Origin of the sequence: Brevundimonas sp., from assembly GCF_027484365.1 — a bacterium.
In the GTDB taxonomy this organism is placed as follows: Bacteria; Pseudomonadota; Alphaproteobacteria; order Caulobacterales; family Caulobacteraceae; genus Brevundimonas.
In genome coordinates this window covers 13,590-34,914 of record NZ_JAIXTC010000017.1, presented here as the reverse complement: position 1 = coordinate 34,914, position 21,325 = coordinate 13,590, and the positions used below count along the sequence as shown (strand labels likewise).

General features: G+C 69.1%; 23 protein-coding genes and 1 tRNA gene. 10 read left to right on the top strand and 14 right to left on the bottom strand.

Annotated features, from left to right (window positions below; genetic code table 11):
• Positions 1-44 precede the first annotated feature (44 nt).
• Genes Q0044_RS07055 through Q0044_RS07045 form a run of 3 tightly spaced genes read left to right on the top strand, consistent with a single transcriptional unit; the run spans position 45 to position 3,775 of the window.
• Positions 45-752 carry an HAD family hydrolase gene (locus Q0044_RS07055; RefSeq protein WP_298161078.1) on the top strand — a complete coding sequence of 236 codons (708 nt, stop codon included), beginning with the start codon at positions 45-47 and terminating at the stop codon, positions 750-752.
• A complete protein-coding gene (locus Q0044_RS07050; RefSeq protein ID WP_298161076.1) occupies positions 749-3,076 on the top strand; it encodes a glycoside hydrolase family 65 protein in 2,328 nt (775 codons plus the stop codon). The genes Q0044_RS07055 and Q0044_RS07050 overlap by 4 nt, the downstream gene beginning before the upstream one ends.
• A 48-nt stretch (positions 3,077-3,124) precedes the next feature.
• Positions 3,125-3,775 (top strand): YoaK family protein, encoded by a 651-nt coding sequence (locus Q0044_RS07045; protein ID WP_298161074.1) that lies wholly within the window; start codon positions 3,125-3,127, stop codon positions 3,773-3,775.
• Here Q0044_RS07045 and Q0044_RS07040 read toward each other — a convergent pair.
• From Q0044_RS07040 to Q0044_RS07025, 4 genes are all read right to left on the bottom strand, one after another.
• Positions 3,766-4,203 carry a c-type cytochrome gene (locus Q0044_RS07040; protein ID WP_298161071.1) on the bottom strand — a complete coding sequence of 146 codons (438 nt, stop codon included), beginning with the start codon at positions 4,201-4,203 and terminating at the stop codon, positions 3,766-3,768. The two genes, Q0044_RS07045 and Q0044_RS07040, sit on opposite strands and share 10 nt — an antisense overlap.
• Positions 4,204-4,265: 62 nt before the next feature.
• Positions 4,266-5,246 (bottom strand): L-lactate dehydrogenase, encoded by a 981-nt coding sequence (locus Q0044_RS07035; protein ID WP_298161069.1) that lies wholly within the window; start codon positions 5,244-5,246, stop codon positions 4,266-4,268.
• Positions 5,243-5,929 (bottom strand): VIT1/CCC1 transporter family protein, encoded by a 687-nt coding sequence (locus Q0044_RS07030; protein ID WP_298161067.1) that lies wholly within the window; start codon positions 5,927-5,929, stop codon positions 5,243-5,245. Before Q0044_RS07030 ends, Q0044_RS07035 begins: the two co-directional genes overlap by 4 nt.
• 4 nt (positions 5,930-5,933) lie before the next feature.
• Complete coding sequence (locus tag Q0044_RS07025; protein ID WP_298161065.1) at positions 5,934-6,974, bottom strand: sensor histidine kinase; 1,041 nt, start codon at positions 6,972-6,974, stop codon at positions 5,934-5,936.
• A gap of 129 nt (positions 6,975-7,103) precedes the next feature.
• Here Q0044_RS07025 and Q0044_RS07020 point away from each other — a divergent pair, with 129 nt between their 5' ends.
• Positions 7,104-7,409 carry a hypothetical protein gene (locus Q0044_RS07020; RefSeq protein ID WP_298161064.1) on the top strand — a complete coding sequence of 102 codons (306 nt, stop codon included), beginning with the start codon at positions 7,104-7,106 and terminating at the stop codon, positions 7,407-7,409.
• On the opposite strand, the gene Q0044_RS07015 is transcribed toward Q0044_RS07020, so the two are convergent.
• From Q0044_RS07015 to Q0044_RS07005, 3 genes are all read right to left on the bottom strand, one after another.
• On the bottom strand, positions 7,410-7,940 hold the full coding sequence (locus tag Q0044_RS07015; RefSeq protein ID WP_298161063.1) for a pyridoxamine 5'-phosphate oxidase family protein: 531 nt from the start codon (positions 7,938-7,940) through the stop codon (positions 7,410-7,412).
• A 76-nt stretch (positions 7,941-8,016) separates the two neighbouring features.
• Complete coding sequence (locus tag Q0044_RS07010) at positions 8,017-8,778, bottom strand: cyclic nucleotide-binding domain-containing protein (protein WP_298161061.1); 762 nt, start codon at positions 8,776-8,778, stop codon at positions 8,017-8,019.
• 103 nt (positions 8,779-8,881) lie between these two features.
• Positions 8,882-9,271 carry a c-type cytochrome gene (locus tag Q0044_RS07005; protein ID WP_298161060.1) on the bottom strand — a complete coding sequence of 130 codons (390 nt, stop codon included), beginning with the start codon at positions 9,269-9,271 and terminating at the stop codon, positions 8,882-8,884.
• A gap of 116 nt (positions 9,272-9,387) precedes the next feature.
• Here Q0044_RS07005 and Q0044_RS07000 point away from each other — a divergent pair, with 116 nt between their 5' ends.
• Genes Q0044_RS07000 through Q0044_RS06990 form a run of 3 tightly spaced genes read left to right on the top strand, consistent with a single transcriptional unit; the run spans position 9,388 to position 12,034 of the window.
• Positions 9,388-10,221 carry a universal stress protein gene (locus tag Q0044_RS07000; protein WP_298161058.1) on the top strand — a complete coding sequence of 278 codons (834 nt, stop codon included), beginning with the start codon at positions 9,388-9,390 and terminating at the stop codon, positions 10,219-10,221.
• Positions 10,218-11,333 carry an Acg family FMN-binding oxidoreductase gene (locus tag Q0044_RS06995; RefSeq protein WP_298161056.1) on the top strand — a complete coding sequence of 372 codons (1,116 nt, stop codon included), beginning with the start codon at positions 10,218-10,220 and terminating at the stop codon, positions 11,331-11,333. Before Q0044_RS07000 ends, Q0044_RS06995 begins: the two co-directional genes overlap by 4 nt.
• Positions 11,330-12,034: a DUF6544 family protein gene (locus Q0044_RS06990; RefSeq protein WP_298161054.1), complete on the top strand. Its 705-nt coding sequence runs from the start codon at positions 11,330-11,332 to the stop codon at positions 12,032-12,034. Before Q0044_RS06995 ends, Q0044_RS06990 begins: the two co-directional genes overlap by 4 nt.
• A 15-nt stretch (positions 12,035-12,049) precedes the next feature.
• Here Q0044_RS06990 and Q0044_RS06985 read toward each other — a convergent pair whose 3' ends face one another.
• From Q0044_RS06985 to cpdR, 5 genes are all read right to left on the bottom strand, one after another.
• Positions 12,050-13,516: a mannitol dehydrogenase family protein gene (locus Q0044_RS06985; RefSeq protein WP_298161052.1), complete on the bottom strand. Its 1,467-nt coding sequence runs from the start codon at positions 13,514-13,516 to the stop codon at positions 12,050-12,052.
• Positions 13,513-14,928 (bottom strand): glucuronate isomerase, encoded by a 1,416-nt coding sequence (gene uxaC / locus Q0044_RS06980; RefSeq protein ID WP_298161051.1) that lies wholly within the window; start codon positions 14,926-14,928, stop codon positions 13,513-13,515. The genes Q0044_RS06985 and uxaC overlap by 4 nt, the downstream gene beginning before the upstream one ends.
• An 81-nt stretch (positions 14,929-15,009) precedes the next feature.
• Entirely contained in the window at positions 15,010-15,813 is an 804-nt protein-coding gene (locus Q0044_RS06975; protein WP_298161049.1) for a tryptophan 2,3-dioxygenase, read from the bottom strand.
• Positions 15,814-15,937: 124 nt separating this feature from the next.
• Positions 15,938-16,012 (bottom strand) — tRNA-Val (locus Q0044_RS06970).
• 270 nt (positions 16,013-16,282) lie between these two features.
• Complete coding sequence (cpdR, locus tag Q0044_RS06965; RefSeq protein WP_271084958.1) at positions 16,283-16,642, bottom strand: cell cycle two-component system response regulator CpdR; 360 nt, start codon at positions 16,640-16,642, stop codon at positions 16,283-16,285.
• 75 nt (positions 16,643-16,717) lie between these two features.
• Between cpdR and Q0044_RS06960 the strand changes: the two genes are divergently transcribed.
• Positions 16,718-17,686, top strand: a complete 969-nt coding sequence (locus tag Q0044_RS06960) for an N-formylglutamate amidohydrolase (protein WP_298161046.1) — start codon at positions 16,718-16,720, stop codon at positions 17,684-17,686.
• A 260-nt stretch (positions 17,687-17,946) separates the two neighbouring features.
• Here Q0044_RS06960 and Q0044_RS06955 read toward each other — a convergent pair whose 3' ends face one another.
• A complete protein-coding gene (locus Q0044_RS06955; RefSeq protein ID WP_298161044.1) occupies positions 17,947-18,648 on the bottom strand; it encodes a DUF599 domain-containing protein in 702 nt (233 codons plus the stop codon).
• A gap of 113 nt (positions 18,649-18,761) precedes the next feature.
• On the opposite strand from Q0044_RS06955, the gene ppa reads away from it, so the two are divergent.
• The gene (gene ppa / locus Q0044_RS06950; protein WP_298161042.1) at positions 18,762-19,328 is read left to right on the top strand and encodes an inorganic diphosphatase; all 567 of its coding nucleotides are present in this window, start codon (positions 18,762-18,764) and stop codon (positions 19,326-19,328) included.
• 276 nt (positions 19,329-19,604) lie between these two features.
• A complete protein-coding gene (locus Q0044_RS06945; protein WP_298161040.1) occupies positions 19,605-20,606 on the top strand; it encodes an LLM class flavin-dependent oxidoreductase in 1,002 nt (333 codons plus the stop codon).
• Here the strand turns inward: Q0044_RS06945 and Q0044_RS06940 are convergent, their stop codons facing one another.
• Complete coding sequence (locus Q0044_RS06940) at positions 20,607-21,323, bottom strand: hypothetical protein (protein ID WP_298161038.1); 717 nt, start codon at positions 21,321-21,323, stop codon at positions 20,607-20,609. It abuts the gene before it with no gap.
• Positions 21,324-21,325 lie beyond the last annotated feature (2 nt).

The window sequence follows — 21,325 nt, the reverse complement described above, 5'->3', positions numbered from 1 at the left end:
ATCCACCTCAAGGGTTTGCGGATCGTGGGGGTGCAGGGTGGGGGATGACGTCATGCCTCGCCGGTGCAATTCTTGACGTCGACGGAGTCCTGCTGGCGTCACCGCACGAGCGGGCGTGGCGGGAGGCGCTGGACGGTCTCGCTGATCCGGCGGCGTTCACGCCCGAACTCTATCGAAGCCAGGTCGCCGGCCGGCCCAGGCATGACGGGGCCGTGGCCGCCCTTCGCAGTCTCGGCGTGCGGGACGCCGGGGTCCGTGCGGCGGACTATGCCGTGCGCAAACAGGGGCGGCTCGAAGCCCTGATCGCGGACGGCCAGGTCCACGCCTTCCCCGATGCCGTGCGGTTCCTGCTGACCCTGAAGGACGCCGGGATGCGCGTGGCGGCGGCCTCGTCCTCGAAGAATGCGACGTCGATGATGCGCGCCATTCCGTTGCCGGAGGGCGGCGTCCTGTCGGACGCCCTCGACGTCGACCTCTCGGGCCGGGAGATGGCGCATGGCAAGCCGGCGCCGGATCTGTTTCTGGCGGCGGCGAAGGCCCTGGGCGTTGCGCCGTCCGCCTGCTTCGTCGTGGAGGACGCCGCCGCCGGTATCCGGGCGGCGAAGGCGGGGGGCATGCAGGCGTTGGGGGTCGCCCGTTTCGGCGAGGCCGCGTCCCTCAAGGCGGCCGGCGCCGACCTTGTGGTCGCCAGTCTGGATGAGGTCGATCTCAAGGCTCTGGGTGAGGGTCGCCTCGCGCGGCTCACCACATGACCCGGTCCGCCCTGACCCTGTTCGACCCGATCGCCGATCCGGCCTGGCGGCTGGACGCCGTCGGCGACGACGCCCTGCGCGAAAGCAGCCGGCAGTCGCGCTTCGCCCTCAGCAACGGTCTCCTCGGCGTGCGGGGCGGGTGCGCGCCTTCGCAGGGCGATCCGTTCGGGACGGCGTCCCGCACCCTGGTGGCGGGGTTGTTCGACACGGGGGAGGGGGCGGACGCCGTCCCGACCCTGATCCCTGCGCCGGACTGGCTTCAGGTCCGGCTGACCCTCGGCGAGGGGACATGGGTCCGCGACGCGGCCGATGGGGAACCGTTTCACAGCCTGGACATGAAGCGCGGTCTGCTTGCCGGCGGTTGTCGGCTCTCGCATGACGGGGCTGTCGTGCGGGTCGGCGCCCTACGCCTTGTGTCGGCCCATCAGCGGTCACTGGGACTGCAGATCCTCAGGGTGGTCGTCGAGACGGGCGAATGCGAGATCGGCATCCAGACCCTCGCGGCCTGGCCTGATCCTGCCCTGCTCCCCGAACGGCAGGAGGCGGACGTCGCGGTCTGGCGCACCCGTCGCTCGCACAGGCGGCTGGCGATGGCCGAGGCCGTAGCGGTCCGGATCGACGGCGTCCTGCTGGTGCCCCCCGCCGGATCTTCCCCCGGCTTCTGGACGGCGCGGGCCGGTGAGGGGCAGGTGACCGAATTCGTGCGGCTTGTGGCGTTTCAGGTCGGCGACCCGGACGCGCCATCGCCCGGTCCGGCCGCGATCGCCGCGCTTGAGACGACGACCCGCCTGGGCTGGCGGGCCGTGCTCGAGGACCATGAAGCGGCCTGGGTCGGGCGATGGGCGGCCAGCGACATCCGGATCGACGGCGATCCGGAGGCGGAGCGGGCGCTGCGTTTCGCGGCCTACCACCTGAACGGGGCGGCCAATCCGGAGGATGAGACGGTCTCGATCGCCGCGCGCGGCCTGACCGGGCCGGACTATGCCGGTCATGTGTTCTGGGACACGGAGATCTTCCTCCTGCCCTTCTACAGCCTCACCTGGCCCGTCGCCGCCCGCGCCCTCCTGATGTATCGCTTCCACACCCTCGACGGGGCGCGCGCCAAGGCGGAGCGCCTCGGCTGGCGGGGGGCGCTCTACGCCTGGGAGTCGGCCGACACAGGGGCGGAGGTCACGCCGGATCATGCCGTGGGGCCGGATCGACGCGTCGTCGACATCCTGTCCGGGGTCCAGGAACAGCACATCAGCGCCGATGTCGCCTATGCGGTCTGGCACTACTGGACGATCACGGGGGACGCGGCCTTCATGCGCGACGCCGGGATCGAAATCCTGCTGGAAACCGCGCGGTTCTGGGCCAGTCGGGCGATCCTGGAGGACGACGGACGCCGCCACATCCGCGGCGTGATCGGGCCGGACGAGTATCACGACGGGGTCGACGACAACGCCTTCACCAACGTCATGGCGCGCTGGACCATCGAGCGGGGCCTCGCCGCCGCTGCCCTGATGACGGAACGCTGGCCGCAGCCCTGGGCCGAGCTGTCCGGGCGCCTCGGGTTCGATGCGGGCGAGATCGAAGCCTGGGCCGATGTCGCCGCCGCCATCGAGACCGGTCTCGACCCCGACGCCGGTCTGTTCGAGCAGTTCGAAGGCTATTCAGGCCTCGAGCCGATCGATCTCGACCTCTATGCCGGGCGGTCGGTGCCGATGGACGTCGTGCTCGGCCGGGAACGGACCCGGCGGTCGCAGGTCATCAAACAGGCGGACGTGATCGCGCTTCTGGCCCAGCTGCCCGAGGTCTTTCCGGCCGGTGCCGACGCCGTGAACTTCGACCACTACGCCCCCCGATGCAGCCACGGCAGTTCGCTGAGCACAGCGATGCACGGGCTGGCGGCCGCGCGTCTGGGCCGGACCGAAACAGCGCTCGACTATTTCAGGCGCACGGCGGCCATCGATCTCGGCGACACGACGGCCGCCCTCGCCGGAGGGGTCCATATGGCGGCCCTGGGTGGCCTGTGGATGATGGCCGTCCTGGGGTTCGCCGGCGTCTCCTTCAGGGACGACGGCATCGGCCTGAATCCGCAGCTGCCCGACAGATGGACCGGGCTGCGGGCGCCGCTTCAATGGCGCGGGCGTCGTCTCGCGATCGCGATCGACCGGGTCGGGCGCGCCCTTTCGATCCGTCTGGACGCCGGCGAGGCGATGACCGTCCATGCCTATGGAGCCGGATACCGGCTGAAGCCGGGCGAGACCCGGGTGATCCCGATGCCCCGTTCGCCTGCCGCCCCCTCGGCCCCGATCTTGTCGCCGGCCTCGGGGACGTCATAGCCTCGATGGGCACAAGGGCCCGTTTCCCGGCTGCAGAAGGGGTCGGTCATGCTGCACCATAACCGTCGCGTCCGGGTCCTCGCGGCCTGCTTCTCCGGCGTGGCGGGATATGTCGACGCGATCGGGTTTCTGATGACCGGCGGCTTCTTCGTGTCCTTCATGAGCGGGAATTCGACCCGTCTCGGCATCGGGCTGGCGGAGGGGGCGCCCCATACGGCGTTCGCCGCCGCCCTGCTGGTGACCTTCGTCGTCGGGGTGATGCTGGGAACGGTGGTGGGCCGGATCGCGAAGACGCATCGACGTCCGGCGGTTCTGGGCCTGGTCACCGGATTGCTGGCCTCGGCCGTGGTCCTGCACTGGATCGGCGCCGGCGTCTTCGTGGCGATCCCGATGGTTCTCGCGATGGGCACCGAAAACACGGTTTTCGCGGAAGACGGCGAGGTCAGGATCGGCCTGACCTATATGACCGGCACCCTGGTCAAGCTGGGCAAGCGGCTGACGGCCGCGCTCCTCGGCGGGGACCGCTTCGGATGGGTGCCGTTCCTTCTGCTGTGGTCGGGACTGCTGGCCGGTGCCGTCGCGGGTGCGCTGGCCTACACTGTCTTCGGCGTGACGGCCCTGGTCGGGGCCGTCGTCGTGATGGCGACCCTGACGGTCGTCACCATCCTCATGGGACCCGACGCCGGGCCTCAGCCCTGAGGCGAGGGGCGTGGCCCCGGCCCTCGGCCACCGCTCGCCGGGGCTGACTCCAGCGTTCCCAGATAGGCGATCAGGTCGTCGATCTCGCTGGCCCTGAAGACATAGGGCGGCATGGCCGGATGGGTGGTCACAAGGCCTGTCGCAAAGGCCGTCTCCAGCTCGTCGAGAGACCGATGACGAACGACGTCACGAAACGGAGGCGCGGCCGGAAGAGGGCTGTTTCCGGTCGGGTCGATCGCATGGCAGCTCGCGCATCCGATCACCATGATCGCCCGGCCCCGCGCTGCGGCCTCCATGTCCATCGCGACGGACAGGGAGGGCGGCGCGGTCGTCGCCTGCGCGGCGATGGGCGCCGGCTCGGCCGTGCCGCACGATACAAGCAGCAGGAGGGCTACGGATGTGACGGCTCTGGTGGTTGAGGAATGCATGGCCATGGCCGGGATAGGGCCTGCGATCCGCCGGACCGTCCTTGATACAGGTCAAAGGCCGATCAGCGGCGCGGTGCGGCGCCTGACAGGGAGGCGAAGGCCGTCGTCAGCACCCTGCCCGAGGCCGCCAGCCCCGCGGCTTCGTCCGGATCGAGGTCGGGAGTGAGAACGCGCTCGACGCCGCCGGCGCCCAGGACGCAGGGCAGGCTCAGGCAAAGATCGGAGAGGCCGTACTGTCCTGTCAGCAGGGTCGACACCGGAACGACCGCCCGCTCGTCGCGAATGACGGCCTCGCAGATGCGCACGACGGCGGTCGCCACCCCATAGGAGGTGTATCCCTTGCCCTTGACGATGTCATAGCCGGCGTCCCGGACCTGGCGCCCGATCCCGGCCCGGTCGATCCCGCCTGACCCCGCGCAAAACTGGTCGAGCGTCTCGCCGCCGATGCGGACCGTGGAGAAGGCCGCGACCTCGCTGTCGCCATGCTCGCCCAGGACGAAGGCCTCGACCGAGGCGGGCGACACCTTCAAGGCCTCGGACAGGGTCTGCTTCAGGCGGATCGTGTCCAGCAGGGTGCCGGTTCCGATCACCTGGGCGGGCGGAAGACCGGACCGGCGCAGGGCGACGAGCGTCATCAGGTCGACGGGGTTGGCCGAAACCACGAGGACACCCTGAAAGCCGGCGGCCATCAACGAGTCCACGCAGTCCGTGACGATCGCAGCGCTTTCGGCGGCGACCGACAGTCGGGTCTGGGAGCCATGGGTGACGCCCCCGGCGGTGATGACGGCGATACCCGCACTGGCGGCGTCGGCGTAGTCGCCGGCCCGGATGCGGGTGGGGCGCGCCAGGGCGTTGGCGTCGGCGATGTCCGCAGCCTCGGCTGTGGCCAGGGCCTCATCGGTGTCGATCAGGACGATCTCCCGGAACAGGGCCCGGAGCATCAGGGCATAGGCGGCCGTCGCCCCGACGTGGCCGGCCCCGATGATCGCGACCCTGCCGGGATCAGCCGTGGGCCGGGCCTGCGCGATATCGGGACGGGTCATACGACGGCTCCGAACAGTCTGCCGATACCCGCAGTGATCGCCATGGCGATCACGCCCCACAGTGTGACCCGGAGCACAGGCTTCAGCATCGACGCGCCCCCGGCCTTCGCGCCGATGCCGCCGAGGAGCGCGAGGCTGACGACCGCCGCCGCCGTGACCGCCGTGATCAGGGTCTGGACGGGGGCGATAATGGCGACGACCAGGGGAACCGCCGCGCCGATCGAGAAGGCCATGGCGGAGGCGAAGGCCGCCTGGATCGGCCGCGCTGTCGTGATCTCGGAGATACCCAGTTCATCGTGAACGTGGGCCGCCAGCGCGTCGGTCGCGGTCAACTGCCTGGCGACCTCGTCCGCCAGCTCCGTCGTCAATCCCCGCGCCGTGTAGAAGCCCGACAGCTCACGCAGTTCCGCCTCGGGCGATGTCGCAAGCTCGCCGCGTTCGCGGTCGATGTCCGCCTTCTCCGCGTCGGACTGGGAACTGACGGAGACATACTCCCCGGCCGCCATCGACATGGCCCCGGCGACCAGGCCGGCGACCCCGGCGACGAGGATGCCGTTGCGGTCGGCCGCGGCTGCCGCGACCCCGACGATCAGACTGGCCGTCGAGACGATGCCGTCATTGGCCCCGAGCACGGCGGCCCTGAGCCAGCCGACCCGCCCGATGAGATGGCGTTCCCGGTGCATCTGTTCAGACTCCTTGATGGGATGGAGACGGGCAGACGATCGACACGCGGACGCCGGGCCTGGCGTCCGAGATGTCGATGACCGCGCCGAGTTGATTCACGAGGGCGTGGAGGATGCCCGTGCCCAGTCCCGGATTGCCGAAACGGGGATCATGCGGCATGCCGACGCCGTTGTCGCGCACGGTCAGGCTCCAGCCCTCGCCCCGAGCCCGGTAGTCCACGTCGATGCATCCGTCCCGGTCGTCCGGAAAGGCGTGCTTGAGCGCATTGATCACCAGTTCGGTGACGATCAGGCCCAGGCTGACGGACCTGCCGGACGAGGCGATGCTGTCGTCGGCGGTCACCTTCACGGTGATCCGGTTGTGATCGCGGATCATCGAGTCGCCGATGCTGCGGCACAGGTCGGTGAAATAGCTGCGGAGGTCGACGTCGCCGAGGGTTGACCCGGCGAGCTGGCGCTGGACGGCGGCGACCGACAGGATCCGCTGGTGGGCGTCCCGAAGATGGGTGCGGCTCTCGCCGGAGCTGACCTTCCGGATGCCCTGCATCAGGACGCTGGCGATGATCTGCAGGCTGTTGGCGGTGCGGTGCTGGACTTCCTGGACCAGAACCGCCTTGTCCCGGATCAGGTCGTCCTTCTTTTGCTCCCGGGCGCGCGCGTCGGTGACGTCCTCGATGGACAGAAGCAGTCGGGTCTGGTCGACGTTGCCGTAAGCGAGACGCTGGACGTTCAGGATCAGGCGTCGCTGGCCGTCTCCGGTGTCCAGGTCCACCTCCAGGGCGTGGATCGAAGCCTCGCCACGGGCTGCCGCCTTCAGCAGCGACAGGAGCCGCGGCACATGCCATTCGCCTCGGCCGAGGTCGGCGAGGCGCGCGCCCGGAATGTCCTCCGGCCCCACATCGAAGGCGTCGAGAAAGCTCTGGCTGGCGGCCACGATCGACAGGTCGCCGTCGAGCAGGAGCACCGGCGCGACAGAGGCGGAAATGAGCGACAGCGCGAGGTTCAGGGCGATGTCGGAAGGTGGCGCGAGCGATGTCACCGGCATGGATGGTCCACCCCCGGGGGACTGCATCACCGGACCCTATTGAGGTCGCAGCGCTTCGACCTTGATCCAGATCACCGATTTCTGTCCGCCGATCGGCTTGGATGGCGCGTCACCAAAAGGAGCCTCCCCATGACCCCCGCCACCCTCAAGACCCTGAGCCGCGACCTGCACGATCTGGCCGATGAAGCCACCGACCATCTGAAGGAGGCGGCCCGCGCGACCGGTTCGGACGCCAGCGACGCCATCGCCCGATCGACCAGGGCCATCTCCCGTGCCGCCGATCGCCTGCGTGATGAGGCCGAAACCTCGGCGGCGACGACGCGAGCCCAGGTTTCCGAGACGGTCCGGGCCTATCCGGTCAGCACCAGCGTCGTCGTCGGGGCGATCGCGGCCTTGCTCGCGACCTTCGCCCTGGTTCGTCTCTCGCAGTCCTGATCAGAACAGGCGGGCCTCGGCGCTGACCGCGTCGGGGCCTGCGGCGACATCGGCTGCAGCGTCGCCCAACGAGAAACATTCGGTCTTGCTGCGTCCGGCCGAGGCGCTGATCGCGCAGATCAGTTCGGGCTTCAGCCGAACGATCGCGATCGAGCTGGTCGCCGGGCAATAGACGCTGACCGTGGGCCAGCGCGCGAACATCAGCCGGTTCAGGCGTTCGACCTCGGCCGGGTCCCTGACCTCCGAGGCCCGGGCCGCCATGGAGACGCCGACCGCGCCGCCGACCTCGATGGTGGAGTGGATGGCGAGCGAGACACGGGGATCGGCCTCGAGGTTGGCCAGCTTCTGGCTCTCGCGCCCGGTGACGAAATACACGTTCAGGCCTTCGTTGATGTAGCCGACCGTGGTGACCTGGGGCCAGCCGTCCGCCCGGAGGGTGGCGACGCTCATCAGCCGCTCGTGCTCCAGCAATTGCGCGATGGTCTCCACCGCGGCCCCGTGAATGGGCGGATAGGGGGCCGGGGTGGTCATGGGCTGGTGCTCCGTCGAGATCGACACCTACCTCGCGTCGGGCCGGTCATCGTTGATCTGGCGCAAGGCCGGCCGCTCAGACCTCGCCCGAGGCGTGCTGGCGAAGGCGCTCGGGGCGTTCCACGATGAGTTCATTCGGCGACGGGATCGAGATCAGGCCCTTGACCTTCATCCGGGTCAGGACGCGGCTGACCGTCTCGATCGTCAGACCCAGGTAGTCGGCGATCTCGCCCCGTTTCATGGGAAGCCGGACATGGCCGGGCGCGCTCGGGCGGGCGGGATCGTGACCCGGCAGGTCGAGCAGGAAGGATGCCATCCGTTCGATCGCGGTCTTGCGCCCGAGGAGCAGCATCTGGTTCTGCGCCGCCGCCAGCTCGTGGGAGGTTCGGTGCAGCAGCATGTGTTCGAGCGGTTGCGAGCTCTCGACCAGGGCGCGGAAGGGACCCTTCCGAAAACGGCAGACCGTGGAGGCCTCCATCGCCTCTGCAGAGAACACATAGGTCTCGCCGATCGCCAGACCGAGAAAGTCTCCGGCGAACAGGAAGCCGGTGATCTGTCGACGCCCGTCGGGCAGCAGCTTGTAGACCCTGAGCGATCCCGCCGCGATGTTGAAGACATGGGGCGCAGGCTCGCCTTCGCGGATGAGGACGGCGCCGGACTTCAGGTTCAGGACCTCGGCCAGATCGCCGAGGCGTTGAATGTCCGGGTCGTCCGCGGCCCCGCAGACGCTCAGCGCGCGCGCCCCGCAGCTGTTGCAGTCGCTGCTTTTCGGCCGTTCGGCGCAACCCGGCCGGGACGGTGGTCGCGGCGCAAGCGAAGGCTTCAGGGCAACGGCCATGCCGCAATGTGCGCCAGAACCCAGTGATTACCGAGTCGGTTTAGTGATCTGGATCAAATCAATGACGCCAATGGTGAAGCTTGAACCTTGATAGGTCTCAGGATCAATGAGTTGAATGGGTCTGAATGCTATTCAGGTAGGCGATCAAATCTGAGTTTTCCTGCGTCGACATCAGGAATTCGGGCATGGCCGGGTGGGCGGTATCGATACCTTCTGCGAAGGCTTCGGCCAGATCGTCGACAGGGTAGCGCAGGCCAAGCTCCCGGAAACGGGGGGCGGCGGGCATAGGACTTTCGCCCGTCACGCCCACGGCATGGCAGCCTCCGCAGTTCGCCTCGGCATAGGCCGCTCCCCGCTGCAGCGCGACGACGTCCGGTGCTGTGAAGACGACCGATGAGTCCGGTCTTGCGGGTGCGAGGGACGCGGGCCCGACGGACGGGGCCGCACAGCTCGTCAGTGCGAGCAGCACGGCAAGGGCGACGAAATTTCTCACGGGCGGCCTCCTCAACGGTGGCCAGCCTCTCATTCCCGTCCGTCAGGAACATTGATCCTGATCAAGGCGCAGGCCGCGACAAGCCGGTCTGATCGCGGCGAACGGGATAAGATGACATGCGCTTCGCCAGCCTCCTGGTCTATGTCGATGAAGGTCCGGACGCCAGGGCGCGCGTCGACCTGACCTGCGCGATCGCAGGCCTTTCGGGCACCTCTGTCATCGGTCTGGCGGCCAGTATGCCGGACGTTCCCCAGGTCGATCCCTATGCCGGCGGCGCGATGCTGGGCGAGATGCTGGGACTGTTCCGGGACATCGCGGAGGCCGACGTCAGTCGGGCCGAAGCGCTGTTCCGGGACGAGGTCAACGGCTATGTCGACCACGCGGAGTGGCGCGGCGAGGTGGGCTATCCTTCCGACCTGGTCGTTCAGGCGCTGCGGGCCTCTGACATCGCCGTCCTCGGGCGCCGTGACCCTGCGCGTTCGCCGGCGCGTTCGCCTGACCCCGCAGACGTGCTGATGGCCGCGGGCCGCGCCGTGCTCATCGTTCCGCCCGGGATCCCGAGAGATCCGATCGGCGCCCCGGCCGTCGTGGCCTGGAAGGACTGTCGCGAGGCCCAGCGTGCGGTCTCCTCCGCCTTGCCGCTCCTGACCGCCTCGTCGATCGTTCATGTCATCGAGGTCTGTGCGGCCGAGCAGGCCGATGCAGCGAGACGTCGCATTGAGGACGTGGTGGCGTTTCTGGGCCGACATGGCATCACCGCCAGCGCCCGGGTCGTGAACGGCGACGGCCGGTCGAGGTCCGACCAGATCCTCGAATTCGCCGAGGACGAGGGCGCGGGCCTGATCGTGGCGGGTGGATACGGCCACGCCCGGTTGCGCGAATGGGTGATGGGCGGCGTGACCCACGGACTGTTGGCTCGCTCTCCGGTCTGCCTGCTGCTCAGCCATTGACCCGCCTTGCGGGTTCGACAAGGCGGCACGCCCTTCTGGCCGGTGGCGCGGCCGTCGTCGTGGGCGGTGCAGGCGCCGCCTGGCTCGGCACGCGTCGCATGGGGTCCATGGACGGCTATGAGGCCAGCGCCGCGCGACTGCGCGCAGTCCTGGCCGCCCAACCCGAAGTCGCCGATCTTGTGCGCTATGCGACCCTGGCGCCGAGCGGGCACAACACCCAGCCCTGGCGGTTCCGTCCCGGTGCGGACCGGATCGAGGTCCTGCCCGATGTCTCGCGCCGGACCCCGGTCGTCGATCCGGACGATCACCATCTGTACGTCAGCCTCGGCGGGGCCGCCGAGACGCTCGCCCTGGCGGCGGCGGCACGGGGGCGTCCGGGTGAAATCGTCTTCGATCCGGCCGGTCCGGGCGGGCTGATCTTTTCCCATGTCCAGGGACCGGCGGTCGCGTCCGCCCTGTTCGAGGCCATCCCGGTCCGACAGTCGACCCGGGCCGACTACGACGGACGGGCTGTCAGCGCGGCCGATCTGTCAACACTCGCCGCCGCCGCGCGGATGCCCGGCGTCGACGTCATCCTGATCACGGAGCGCCACCGGATCAGCGGGCTGCGCGATCTGGTGATCGAGGGAAACACGGCGCAGCTGGCGGACCCGGCGTTCGTGCGCGAGCTCAAGTCCTGGATCCGGTTCAATCCCCGACGAGCCATGGACACCGGCGACGGCCTGTTCAGCGTGGCGAGTGGCAATCCGCCCCTGCCGACCTGGCTGGGGTCGGTGATGTTCGACGCCACGTTCAAACCGAAGGCCGAGAACGACCGGTATGCCCGCCAGCTCGACACCTCCGCCGGCGTCGCCGTCTTCGTCGGCGAACGCGAGGACAGGGATCACTGGACCCGCGTCGGCCGGTCCAGCCAGCGGTTCGCGCTTCAGGCCACGGCGCTGGGCCTGAAGATCGCCCACATCAACCAGCCGGTCGAGGTCGCGGCGATGCGGCCCGAGCTGGCGTCGCTGGTCGGACTGGCCGGCCGACGCCCGGACCTCGTCATGCGGTTCGGCTATGGGCCGGCGATGCCGTATTCGGTGCGAAGATCCTTGCCGACCGTGATCGCATGACGGATCGAGCCCACCCCCTTTGGCAGCGCCTGATCCCGGCCGTCGCCGATCTGGCTCATCGACTGGGGGCCCGGCCCGGCGGCGGGCCTGTGGTTCGACTGCGTCACAGGGGGCGAATGCGACAGACGGCGACGGCAGCGTGGAGCGGCTTCACCTCGCGCCAGACGATCACGCTCGAGCGATGCGCGTTCGACTGGATCGCCCGCACCGGCCCGGGCGGTCTCGTGTCTGTGCGCGACGCGCTCGTGGACGGGATCGGCCATCTACATGTCCGCGCCCTGGGCTTCATCACCCTGGCGCGCGCCGCGCCGTCGCCCGATCTCGCGCAAGGCGAGCTCATGCGATACTTGGCCGAGCTGGCCTGGGCCCCTGACGCCATCCTGCGTAATACCGGCCTGCGCTGGCGGGAGGACGGGCCTGACCGGCTGGCCGTCGCGGCCGGATCGGGCGAAGCGGCCGCCGAGGTCACCCTGACGCTCGATGGCGACGGCCGCATCGTCGGAGCCTTCGCGCCCGACCGGGGCGCCCTGGTCGAGGGCGTCATTGTGCCGACCCCGTGGCGGGGCGCCTTTTCCGACTACCGGCTCCACGACGGCGTCTGGCTGCCCTTTTCCGGAGAGGTGTCATGGGACAGGCCGACCGGCACGTTCACCTACTGGCAGGGTCAGGTCGAAACCTGGGAACGGTCAGCCCCTGCCTGAGACCCGTCCAGGCCGTCAGGCCTGTCGGCTGAGCCACGCCTCGACGCCCTGGACCGCGATGCCGTCGAGATGGTGGGCCACCATCCCGGTGAACCGGTCGTCGTCGGCCAGGCGGGGGGCGACGATCCCGGTCAGGCTGGAAACGGCGCGAACGCGGTCGGTGGCGGTCACGGCGTCAACGAGGGCGCCGGCCAGGGTCGCGGCCATGGGATCATCGATCTTGAAGCCTTCGCCGGTTTCGGTGACCCCGTCCTGCCACCGAATCCACCCGGCGACGCCGAGCGCCAGGGCGTCGATGGGCCGGTCGGCGTCCAGCCGGGCCGTGATCGTGGCCAGCAGCCGCTGCGGCAGTTTCTGGGAGCCGTCCATGGCGATCTGGCGCGTGCGGTGCTGCAGCGACGGATTGCTGAACCGGGCCATCAGGTCGCGGCGGTAGGCCGGAATGTCGAGGCCGGGCGGCGGGTTCAGCGTGGTCTCCGCCTCGTCCCACAGGCGCTCGACGAAGGCCCGGAAGGCCGGGATGGCGACGACCTGATGCACGAATTCAAGGCCCGCCAGGCCGCCCAGATAGGCGATCGAGGAATGGGCGCCGTTCAGCAGCCGCAGCTTGGCGTCCTCCCAGGGCGCGACCTCTGAGGTCAGCTGAACGCCGAACGCTGCGAAGTCGGGACGCGGGCCGGCGAACCGGTCCTCGATGACCCACTGGGTGAAGGGCTCGGTCTTGACCATACCCTCGTCGCGGACGCCGATCCGGGCGGCCTGGACGGCGATGTCGTCGGGCGTGGTGGCCGGGACGATCCGGTCGACCATGGTCTGGGGAAAGGCGCCCTCGGCCTCGATCCATCGGGCCAGGGCGGGGTCGTGGGCCCCGGCCATCGCCAGGACGGCGGCGCGGACCCGGGCGCCGTTGTGCGGAAGGTTGTCGCAGGACACGACGGTGAAGGGCGGCAGGCCTGAGCGACGGCGTTCGGCGAGGGCGGCGACGAGGAAACCGGGAGCGGTGCGGGGCTGCGACAGGTCCGCGAGGTCGGCGGCGACGTCGGGATCGCCGGTCAGAAGGCCGCCCGAGGCCGGGTCGAGGCGATAGCCCTTCTCGGTCACCGTCAGGGTGACGAGGTGGACATCGGGCGAGGCCATGGCCGCCACGACCGCTGCGGGGTCTTCCGGGGCCACCCGCACGCCCTGGACCGCGCCGATGATGCGGGTGCGGTCAGTGACGCCGTCGCGCACGACGAGGCTGTACAGGCCGTCCTGGGGCGTCAGCTGATCGCGGACTCCGGGCGACCGCAGGGACACGCCCAGCACGCCCCAACGCAGGTCGCCCGACCTCAGTGCGTCGTCGAACACCACCGCCTGGTGCGCCCGATGGAAGGCGCCGATGCCGAGATGGACGACGCCGGTCTTCACCGACCCACGATCATAGCCCGGGCGTTCGACCTCGGCAGGGAGGCCGGCGAGGCTCGCGTTCGAGAGACGGCTCACAGCCTGTAGGCCGCCTTGACCAGATCATAGGTCAGGGCGCGGGCCAGGTCGTGAGCCTCGTCCTCCTCCATCCGGTGCTCGACCACCAACTTGGCCAGCCAGCCGCAGTCCATGCGGCGGGCCACGTCGTGGCGGGCCGGGATCGACAGGAAGGCGCGGGTGTCGTCGTTGAACCCGACAGTGTTGTAGAAGCCGGCCGTCTCGGTCGCCTGCTCGCGGAAACGGCGCATGCCCTCGGGCGCATCGTGGAACCACCAGGGCGGGCCCAGCTTCAGCGCCGGATAGTGGCCGGCCAGAGGCGCCAGTTCGCGGCTGTAGGACGTCTCGTCGAGGGTGAAGAGGATGATGGTCAGGCCCGGCTCGGAGCCGAACGCGTCCAGCAGCGGCTTCAGGTCGGCGACATAGTTGGTCGCGGTCGGGATGTCGGCGCCCTTGTCGCGGCCGAATTTCCGGAAAACGACCTCGTTGTGATTGCGGAAGCTGCCCGGGTGGATCTGCATCGTCAGACCGTCGTCCAGGCTCATGCGCGCCATCTCGGTCAGCATCTGGCCGCGGAACAGTTCGGCCTCCTTCGCCGAAACCGGGCCGGTCGCGACCCGCTCGTACAGGGCGGCGGCTTCGGCGGGGTCGAGATTGGCGGTGAAGGCCGTCGGGTGGCCGTGGTCGGTCGAGGTCGCGCCATGGGAGGCGAAGAAGGCGCGGCGTGTCCGGTGCGCGGCGAGGTAGCCGTCCCAGGTCGAGACGTCCTCGCCCGTGAGGTCGCCGAACTGCACCAGATTGTCGTGGAAGCCTTCGAAATCGGGGTCCAGCACCGGGTCCGGGCGATAGGCGGTGACCACCTTGCCCGACCAGCCCGAGGCCCTGATCGCGGCGTGGTGCTCCAGCGGATCGAGCGGGCTCTCGGTCGTGGCGATGACCTCGATATTGTAGCGCTCGAACAGGGCGCGGGGCTTGAAGGCCTCGGTCTTCAGGGCGGCGTCGATGATGTCGTAGTAGTGGTCGGCGGTCTCGGCCGAGAGACGCACGTCGATGCCGAACACTTCGGAATAGACCCAGTCGTGCCACATCCGCGACGGGGTGCCCCGGAACAGGTGGTAGCGCTCGGCGAACAGACGCCAGATCTTGCGGGGATCGGTTTCCACCGGTCCGCCGTCGGCGCGCGGCACGCCGAGGTCTTCCAGGGCCACGCCCTGGCTGAACAGCATGCGGAAGACATAGTGGTCCGGGGTGATCAGCAGCTCCGCCGGATTGGCCCAGTTCTGGTTCTGCGCGAACCAGGCCGGATCGGTATGGCCATGCGGGCTGACGATCGGCAGGTCCTTGATCCCCGCATAGAGCCGACGCGCCACCGCCCGGGTCTCCGGATCGGCGGGGAAAAGACGATCGGGGTGCAGGCGCAGCGGATGGGTCAAGCGAACCTCGCGGGAGCGGAAACCGGTGTCAGGTCCGGTGATAGCCGTTGATCTCCGGCCGGGTCCAGTTCCGTTTCAGCATCACAGCTTCGTGCGAAGTGACCACAGCTCGGGGAAGCAGCGCCGCTCCAGCGTCGAGGACAGGTAGCTGACCCCGTCGGTGCCGCCGGTGCCGCGACGCCGTCCGATGATCCGCTCCACCGTCACCACATGTTTGTGCCGCCAGGTCAGGAGGGCGTCGTCGAGATCGACCAGTTTTTCGGCCAGCTGGTAGAAGGGCCACCAGCGCTCGGTGTCGCGATAGACCTCCAGCCAGGCGGCCTCGACGGCTTCGGACGGCTGATAGGGCTGGCTGACGTCACGGTTCAGAACCTCGGCCGGGACCGGCAGGCCGGCCTTCGCCATCTGGGCCAGGGCGTCGTCATAGAGGCTGGGGGCGGCCAGGGCCTCGGCCAGGGCGGCATGGGCCTCGGGCCGGTCCTGCTGGAACGACAGGAATTTCGCATCCTTCAGACCCAGCATGGTCTCGAAGCGGCGGAACTGGTCGCTCTGGAAGCCCGAGCTGGAGCCCAGGACGCCCCTGAAGCGCAGGTAGTCGGCCGGGGTCATGGTGGCCAGGATATCCCAGCTCTGGGTCATCACGGCCTGGATGCGGCTGACCCGCGCCAGGCTCTTGTAGGCGGGGACCAGGTCACCGGCGCGGACCAGCGACTGGGCCAGGGCGACCTCATGCAGGATCTGCTTCAGCCAGAGTTCCTTGGTCTGATGGATGACCACGAACAGCATTTCGTCGTGTTCGTCGCTGACGGGGCTCTGGGCGGCCAGCAGCCGGTCCAGGTCCAGATAGCGGGCATAGGTCATGTCGGCGGCGGGCGTATCGGTCATGCCGCTGTATCGTCCGGTTCCCGACAGGTCTCAAGGTCAGTCGAGGGTGCGGCCGTGTACCGGACCGGCGATCAGGGTCGAGCGGACGCCGGCTTCAACGCTTCGACTGTTCCGGAAGAGAGAATGGTGGACGCGACAGGGATTGAACCTGTGACCCCCTCGATGTCAACGAGGTGCTCTCCCGCTGAGCTACGCATCCGCCAAGACGGTTCCGGACGGGTCCGGAACGGGAAGGAGCGGTCTATAACCAGCCCGTGCGACGGCTGCAAGGGCGAAACGGGGGTGATATTGGGGCATCCCTTCAAGGGCGCTGCCGTCCGGCTCGCGGAGCCGCGTTGCCCGGGCGCCCCGTCGAGGCCGAACGAACCCTTGCACTCAGGCAGCGCGCCGCCGCGTGTGGAGCGATAGCCCGCTCTACTGGCTCAAGCAGCGAGCCGCCGCGCGGGGAGCGATAGCCCGCACCAATGCCTCAGGCTGCGGCGCACATCTTTTCGACCTCGCTGACGAGATCGCGCAGGTGGACGGGCTTGGACAGGACCTTGGCCTGCGGGCTGGCCTGGGCGGCGCTCAGGGCGACGGCGGCGAAACCGGTGATGAACATGATGCGCAGGCCCGGCTGGCGGGCGGCGGCGACTCGGGCCACCTCGATCCCGTCGGCCCCCGGCATGACGATGTCAGTCAGGAGCAGGTCGTAGGGGCCGTGCTCGAGGGCGTCGATGGCGTCGTCGCCGTTCTCGCAGTCGATGACCTGGTGGCCCGCCCGTTCGAGCGCGCGGGTCAGAAAGCCCCGCAGCGAGGCGTCGTCTTCGGCCAGCAGAATGCGCGCCATAGGTGGTAGTCCCCTGTTCAGACCCTCGACGCTAATCCGGTAACGGTAAACCGGCCATGAAATTCCTGCGCCAGGATGACCCGGTCCATCGACAGGTCCGTGGAAAACCTCGCGGATCGCGTGGAGATCCGCGTCGCACTTTTCCGGATCAGGCCCTATGCGGGAAGCATGACGCCGCCGCTCGACGCCAGCATGCCTGCATCCCGTCCTCCGTCCCCCTTCGTCGTGACGCCGGCGTCGGGGGAGGCGGGCGCGATGGTGTTCGCCTCGCCCCACTCCGGCAGGGACCGGCCCGGCGACATGGGGGAGGCCGCAGGCCTCGCCCTGTCGACCCTGCGCAGCGCCGAGGACGTCGGAGTCGACGGGCTGATCGCCGAGGGTCCGCAACGCGGCGTCCCGATCGTCGCCGGACGGGTGTCGCGCGCCTATGTCGACCTGAACCGGGCGCCGACGGAACTGGACCCCGCCCTTGTCGACGGCGACATCGAGGCGCCGCCGACGGCCAGGGTCTCGGCCGGGTTCGGCGTCATTCCCCGCCGGGCCGGGGACGGGACGCCTCTTTACGATCGGCGGCTGACCCGGGTGGAGGCCGTCGACCGGCTGGAGCGGGTGCACGCGCCCTATCATGAGGCGCTCGGCGACCTGATGCAGGCCGCGCGGGATCGGCACGGGGTCGCCCTGCTGATCGACTGGCATTCCATGCCGTCCCGCGCCGCCGGGGCGGGCGGTCGAAACCGGCGGGGTGTCGATGTGGTGCTGGGGGACCGGCACGGATCGGCCTGTCGCGGGGCGACCATGCGGCGGATCCGCGCCCTGTTCGAGGCCCAGGGATGGCGGGTCGGGCTGAACACCCCCTATGCGGGCGGCTACTCGACTGAGCGCTGGGGGCGGCCCGATGAGGGATTTCAGGCCGTCCAGGTCGAACTGAACCGGGCGCTCTATCTGGACGAGGCGACGCTGGAGCCGTCCGCAGACTACGGGCGGTTCAGCAAGGCCCTGGACCGGGTCATTGTCGCCCTGGCCGCCGAGACCTGGCCGCGCTGAACCGGCGTCGGGCGAAAAAAAGCCGCGCCCGAAGGCGCGGCATAAAAGTCTATAGGGAGGAAACGCCCAGGAAGGGCAAGACGCCCGGAGGCGTCGGAGGTCAATCTAGGTTGCGGTGCACAACGCGTCAAGCGGGCTTTTATGATCACTGATCACGCCTTGTTACCGGTAGACACAGCCGTTCCGCCGCAATGTAAGCGCTTTCAGGACACGTTTCTTGCGCGATCCGCATCCGGAGCAATTGCTGCGCTGCGAAATGATCAGAATCCGCGCTCGCGATTGACCTCCAGAAGCCGTCTGGCGGTCCGGATCGCGCGGGCGGCGGGGGACCCGGACTGACGCCAGACCAGCAGGGCGAAGGCCGACAGCACGCCCGCGCACAGCCAGATCGGGCCGAACAGCCAGGCGGCGGCGGCGAGGGCGAAATAGTAGCCGCGCACCCCCTGGCTGAAGGCGGCCAGCGCCGGGTTCAGGACCTCGGCCGTCGCCTCGCCGAACGCGACCTTGTCGGCCTCGGAGTGGACCTCGGGCGCGGCGCCGATCAGGGCGAGAGCGTAGTTCATCTGACGGATCGACCAGATGAAATCGAGCAGGCCGCGCGCGAGGCACAGGAGCACCAGTCCCAGCTTGGCCTCAAGAAGCTTGATCGGCACCTGCTCGGCGCCGACGGCGGTGAAGCCCTGCAAAGCCTGATCCCCGCCGAACAGGATGCCCCCGACGCCCGCGATCAACAGCAGGTTGGAGGAGGCGAAGAAGGAGCCGGAGTTGATCGAATGTCCAAGCAGCTGGCTGTCCAGCAGCCGGATCTCCCGGTGCGTCATCGCCGTCATCCAGGCGTGACGAACGGTCAGCATGTCGGTGTTGAGCGTGCCGCTTCGGTGCGCCAGCAGCCTCAGGAGCAGGCCGTAACCGAGCCAGCACAGGAAAAAGAGGCCCAGACCCAGCCAGTCGATCGTGGTCATTTCCGCCAGACTCCCAGGGCCGTCAGATACCGTCTGCGGCCGTTCCGCTTGCCGTTCGCCGTCAGGAGGCCTATCACGCCCTCCCTTCGCACCTGCACAAATCCGAGCCGAGCATGAACATCGACGCCATTCCCGTCGGTCCGAACCCGCCCTGGGACCTGAACGTGATCATCGAGATCCCGCAAGGGGGCCTGCCGGTCAAATATGAAATGGACAAGGCGTCCGGCGCCCTGTTCGTCGACCGTTTCCTTCACACGGCGATGTATTACCCCGGCAACTACGGCTTCGTGCCGCACACCCTCGCAGATGACGGCGATCCCTGCGACGTGATCGTTCTGAACCCGACCCCGGTGGTGCCGGGCTGCGTCATCCGCTCGCGCCCGATCGGCGTGCTGATGATGGAAGACGAGGCCGGCGGCGACGACAAGATCCTGGCCGTGCCTGTTGACGCCCTGCATCCCTACTACACCGACATCGCCAGCTATCGGCAGCTGCCGACGATCATGGTCGAGCAGATCGAGCACTTCTTTACCCGCTACAAGGACCTGGAGAAGAACAAGTCGGTCCGGGTCAAGCGTTGGGGCGATGCCGGCGAGGCCGCGGAGCTGATCGTCGAGGGCATGCGCGCCTATGAGGCGGCCGAGAAGGCCAGGAGCGGCAAGGCGGCCAACGCCGCCTGATCCGCTCCGGAGCGTCGACGATAAAATCTCGTTCGACGCCCTGATTCCCGCTGTGACGGGCTTTGCGGGCCGTTTCCGGGTTCGGGTGCGCCCTGGTCTGCGGCTGAGGTACAATCCCGTCCACGGTTCGCAGAGCGTTGGGACCGGCGGCGACTTCGTCCGTTTCGTCCGTTTCGTCAGGGTGTTTTTCGTCCGGACATCGGACGAAGTCTCTCCCCGCCCGGCCGACGCGCCGCCTCTGATTGCGGGGGCACCGGTCGTCCCCATATGGCGGGGATGGCAACACTCTCTGTTCTCGATCTCGCGCCGGTGCCCGAGGGCTCTGACGTCTCGCGGGCCCTGGCGAACACGATCGACCTCGCCCGGCACACCGAGCGGCTGGGCTACAACCGCTACTGGCTGGCCGAGCATCACAACATGCCAGGGATCGCCTCGGCCGCGACCTCGGTCGTGATCGCGGCTGTGGCCGGTGCGACGAGCACCATTCGCGTCGGCGCCGGCGGGATCATGCTGCCCAACCACGCGCCGCTGGTGATCGCCGAACAGTTCGGCACGCTGAACGCCCTCTATCCCGGCCGGATCGACCTCGGACTGGGCCGCGCGCCGGGGTCGGATCAGGCGACGGCCCGGGCGCTCAGGCGGACCCTGCAGGGCGACGTCGACGGCTTCCCGCAGGACGTGATGGAGCTGATGCACTGGTTCGAGCCGGCGACCGGGGACCAGCGTATCCGGGCCAACCCCGGCGAGGGGCAGGCTGTTCCGGTCTGGATCCTCGGCTCGTCAACCTACGGCGCCCGGCTGGCCGCCCATCTGGGCCTGCCCTACGCCTTCGCCAGCCATTTCGCGCCGACAGAGATGATGTCAGCGATCCGTATCTATCGGGAGACCTTCCGGCCCTCGGCGCGGCTTGAGAAGCCGTATCTGATGCTTGGCTACAACGTCTTCGCGGCGGAGACGGACGAGGCCGCGCGGCTGTTGTTCTCATCGGTCCAGCAGGCGTTCGTGAACCTGAGGAGCGGCCGCCCCGGCAAGCTGCCGCCGCCGAGGGCCGGGTACGCCGAGTCGTTGAACGAAGGCGAGCGCGCCATGATCGCCCAGGCCCTGTCCTGTTCCGCCGTGGGTTCGCCCGCGACGGTCCGGGCCGCGGTCGACGCCTTCACGGCGGCCACCGGCGCGGACGAACTGATGATCACCAGCCAGATCTGGGACCACGGCGCGCGGGTGCGCTCGCTGGAATTGCTGGCCGGGGCGATGACGGACGGCCGGGCCGCGGCCTGATCAATCCGATTTCGGCTTGCGGGGCTTTCGCGGCTTGCGGGGCGGTTTCGCGGGCGCAGGCGTGGTTCCCAGGTCGAGTTCCGGCTGAAGATCGGACGAGCCGGCCGGTTCAGTCGTAGGACCGGCCTCCGACGCAGGCGCGCTTTCTGGCCCGGGATCGGCGTCCGGCCCGGGCAGGGCGTCGGTGGGGGTCGTCAGCTTCAGCCGCGCCTTCTCCTTCCACGCCATGGCGTCTTTCAGGGCGTGCCATTCGAAGCCGAGACGGATGGCGGTCTGGATGTCGTCGCCGGGCTCGCCCGGCTCGCGCCCGGTCAGCCGGTCCTTCAGGTGGCGGCACTCGGCCAGCAGGTTCGCCGCCGCCAGCAACTCGTCCGATGCGCCCGGGAAGCGGCCGATGTCTTCAAGGGTGGCGTATCGCCATCCGTGCTCCGGCGGGCGTTCCAGCACCATGGCCCATCGCAGTTCGGCCGGGAGCTCCTCCGCCAGCCAGGTCCATTCGGGGGCGCCCGGAGCGCGCTGGTAGTGGCCGTGCTGCGTGGGCAGGCCATGGGCGGCGTAGACCTCGATTGCGCTCGACTCGACCTCTGCAATGGCCGGCAGGGTCGGTGGGGCGCGTCGACCTGCCCGCTCCCACATGTCGCCGGTCGCGACGGCCAGCCCGGTGTTGCGCCTGCCGCGCCCGCGACTGCCCAGAAGCCATTCTCTCCAGGCGGCCATCG

What these genes read in the sequence shown, in the direction of transcription:
- Q0044_RS07055 (WP_298161078.1), top strand. Translation starts at nt 45, where the DNA reads ATGACGTCATGCCTCGCCGGTGCAATTCTTGACGTCGACGGAGTCCTG.
- Q0044_RS07050 (WP_298161076.1), top strand. Translation starts at nt 749, where the DNA reads ATGACCCGGTCCGCCCTGACCCTGTTCGACCCGATCGCCGATCCGGCC.
- Q0044_RS07045 (WP_298161074.1), top strand. Translation starts at nt 3,125, where the DNA reads ATGCTGCACCATAACCGTCGCGTCCGGGTCCTCGCGGCCTGCTTCTCC.
- Q0044_RS07040 (WP_298161071.1), bottom strand. Translation starts at nt 4,203, where the DNA reads ATGCATTCCTCAACCACCAGAGCCGTCACATCCGTAGCCCTCCTGCTG.
- Q0044_RS07035 (WP_298161069.1), bottom strand. Translation starts at nt 5,246, where the DNA reads ATGACCCGTCCCGATATCGCGCAGGCCCGGCCCACGGCTGATCCCGGC.
- Q0044_RS07030 (WP_298161067.1), bottom strand. Translation starts at nt 5,929, where the DNA reads ATGCACCGGGAACGCCATCTCATCGGGCGGGTCGGCTGGCTCAGGGCC.
- Q0044_RS07025 (WP_298161065.1), bottom strand. Translation starts at nt 6,974, where the DNA reads ATGCCGGTGACATCGCTCGCGCCACCTTCCGACATCGCCCTGAACCTC.
- Q0044_RS07020 (WP_298161064.1), top strand. Translation starts at nt 7,104, where the DNA reads ATGACCCCCGCCACCCTCAAGACCCTGAGCCGCGACCTGCACGATCTG.
- Q0044_RS07015 (WP_298161063.1), bottom strand. Translation starts at nt 7,940, where the DNA reads ATGACCACCCCGGCCCCCTATCCGCCCATTCACGGGGCCGCGGTGGAG.
- Q0044_RS07010 (WP_298161061.1), bottom strand. Translation starts at nt 8,778, where the DNA reads ATGGCCGTTGCCCTGAAGCCTTCGCTTGCGCCGCGACCACCGTCCCGG.
- Q0044_RS07000 (WP_298161058.1), top strand. Translation starts at nt 9,388, where the DNA reads ATGCGCTTCGCCAGCCTCCTGGTCTATGTCGATGAAGGTCCGGACGCC.
- Q0044_RS06990 (WP_298161054.1), top strand. Translation starts at nt 11,330, where the DNA reads ATGACGGATCGAGCCCACCCCCTTTGGCAGCGCCTGATCCCGGCCGTC.
- Q0044_RS06975 (WP_298161049.1), bottom strand. Translation starts at nt 15,813, where the DNA reads ATGACCGATACGCCCGCCGCCGACATGACCTATGCCCGCTATCTGGAC.
- cpdR (WP_271084958.1), bottom strand. Translation starts at nt 16,642, where the DNA reads ATGGCGCGCATTCTGCTGGCCGAAGACGACGCCTCGCTGCGGGGCTTT.
- Q0044_RS06960 (WP_298161046.1), top strand. Translation starts at nt 16,718, where the DNA reads ATGACCCGGTCCATCGACAGGTCCGTGGAAAACCTCGCGGATCGCGTG.
- Q0044_RS06955 (WP_298161044.1), bottom strand. Translation starts at nt 18,648, where the DNA reads ATGACCACGATCGACTGGCTGGGTCTGGGCCTCTTTTTCCTGTGCTGG.
- ppa (WP_298161042.1), top strand. Translation starts at nt 18,762, where the DNA reads ATGAACATCGACGCCATTCCCGTCGGTCCGAACCCGCCCTGGGACCTG.
- Q0044_RS06945 (WP_298161040.1), top strand. Translation starts at nt 19,605, where the DNA reads ATGGCAACACTCTCTGTTCTCGATCTCGCGCCGGTGCCCGAGGGCTCT.
- Q0044_RS06940 (WP_298161038.1), bottom strand. Translation starts at nt 21,323, where the DNA reads ATGGCCGCCTGGAGAGAATGGCTTCTGGGCAGTCGCGGGCGCGGCAGG.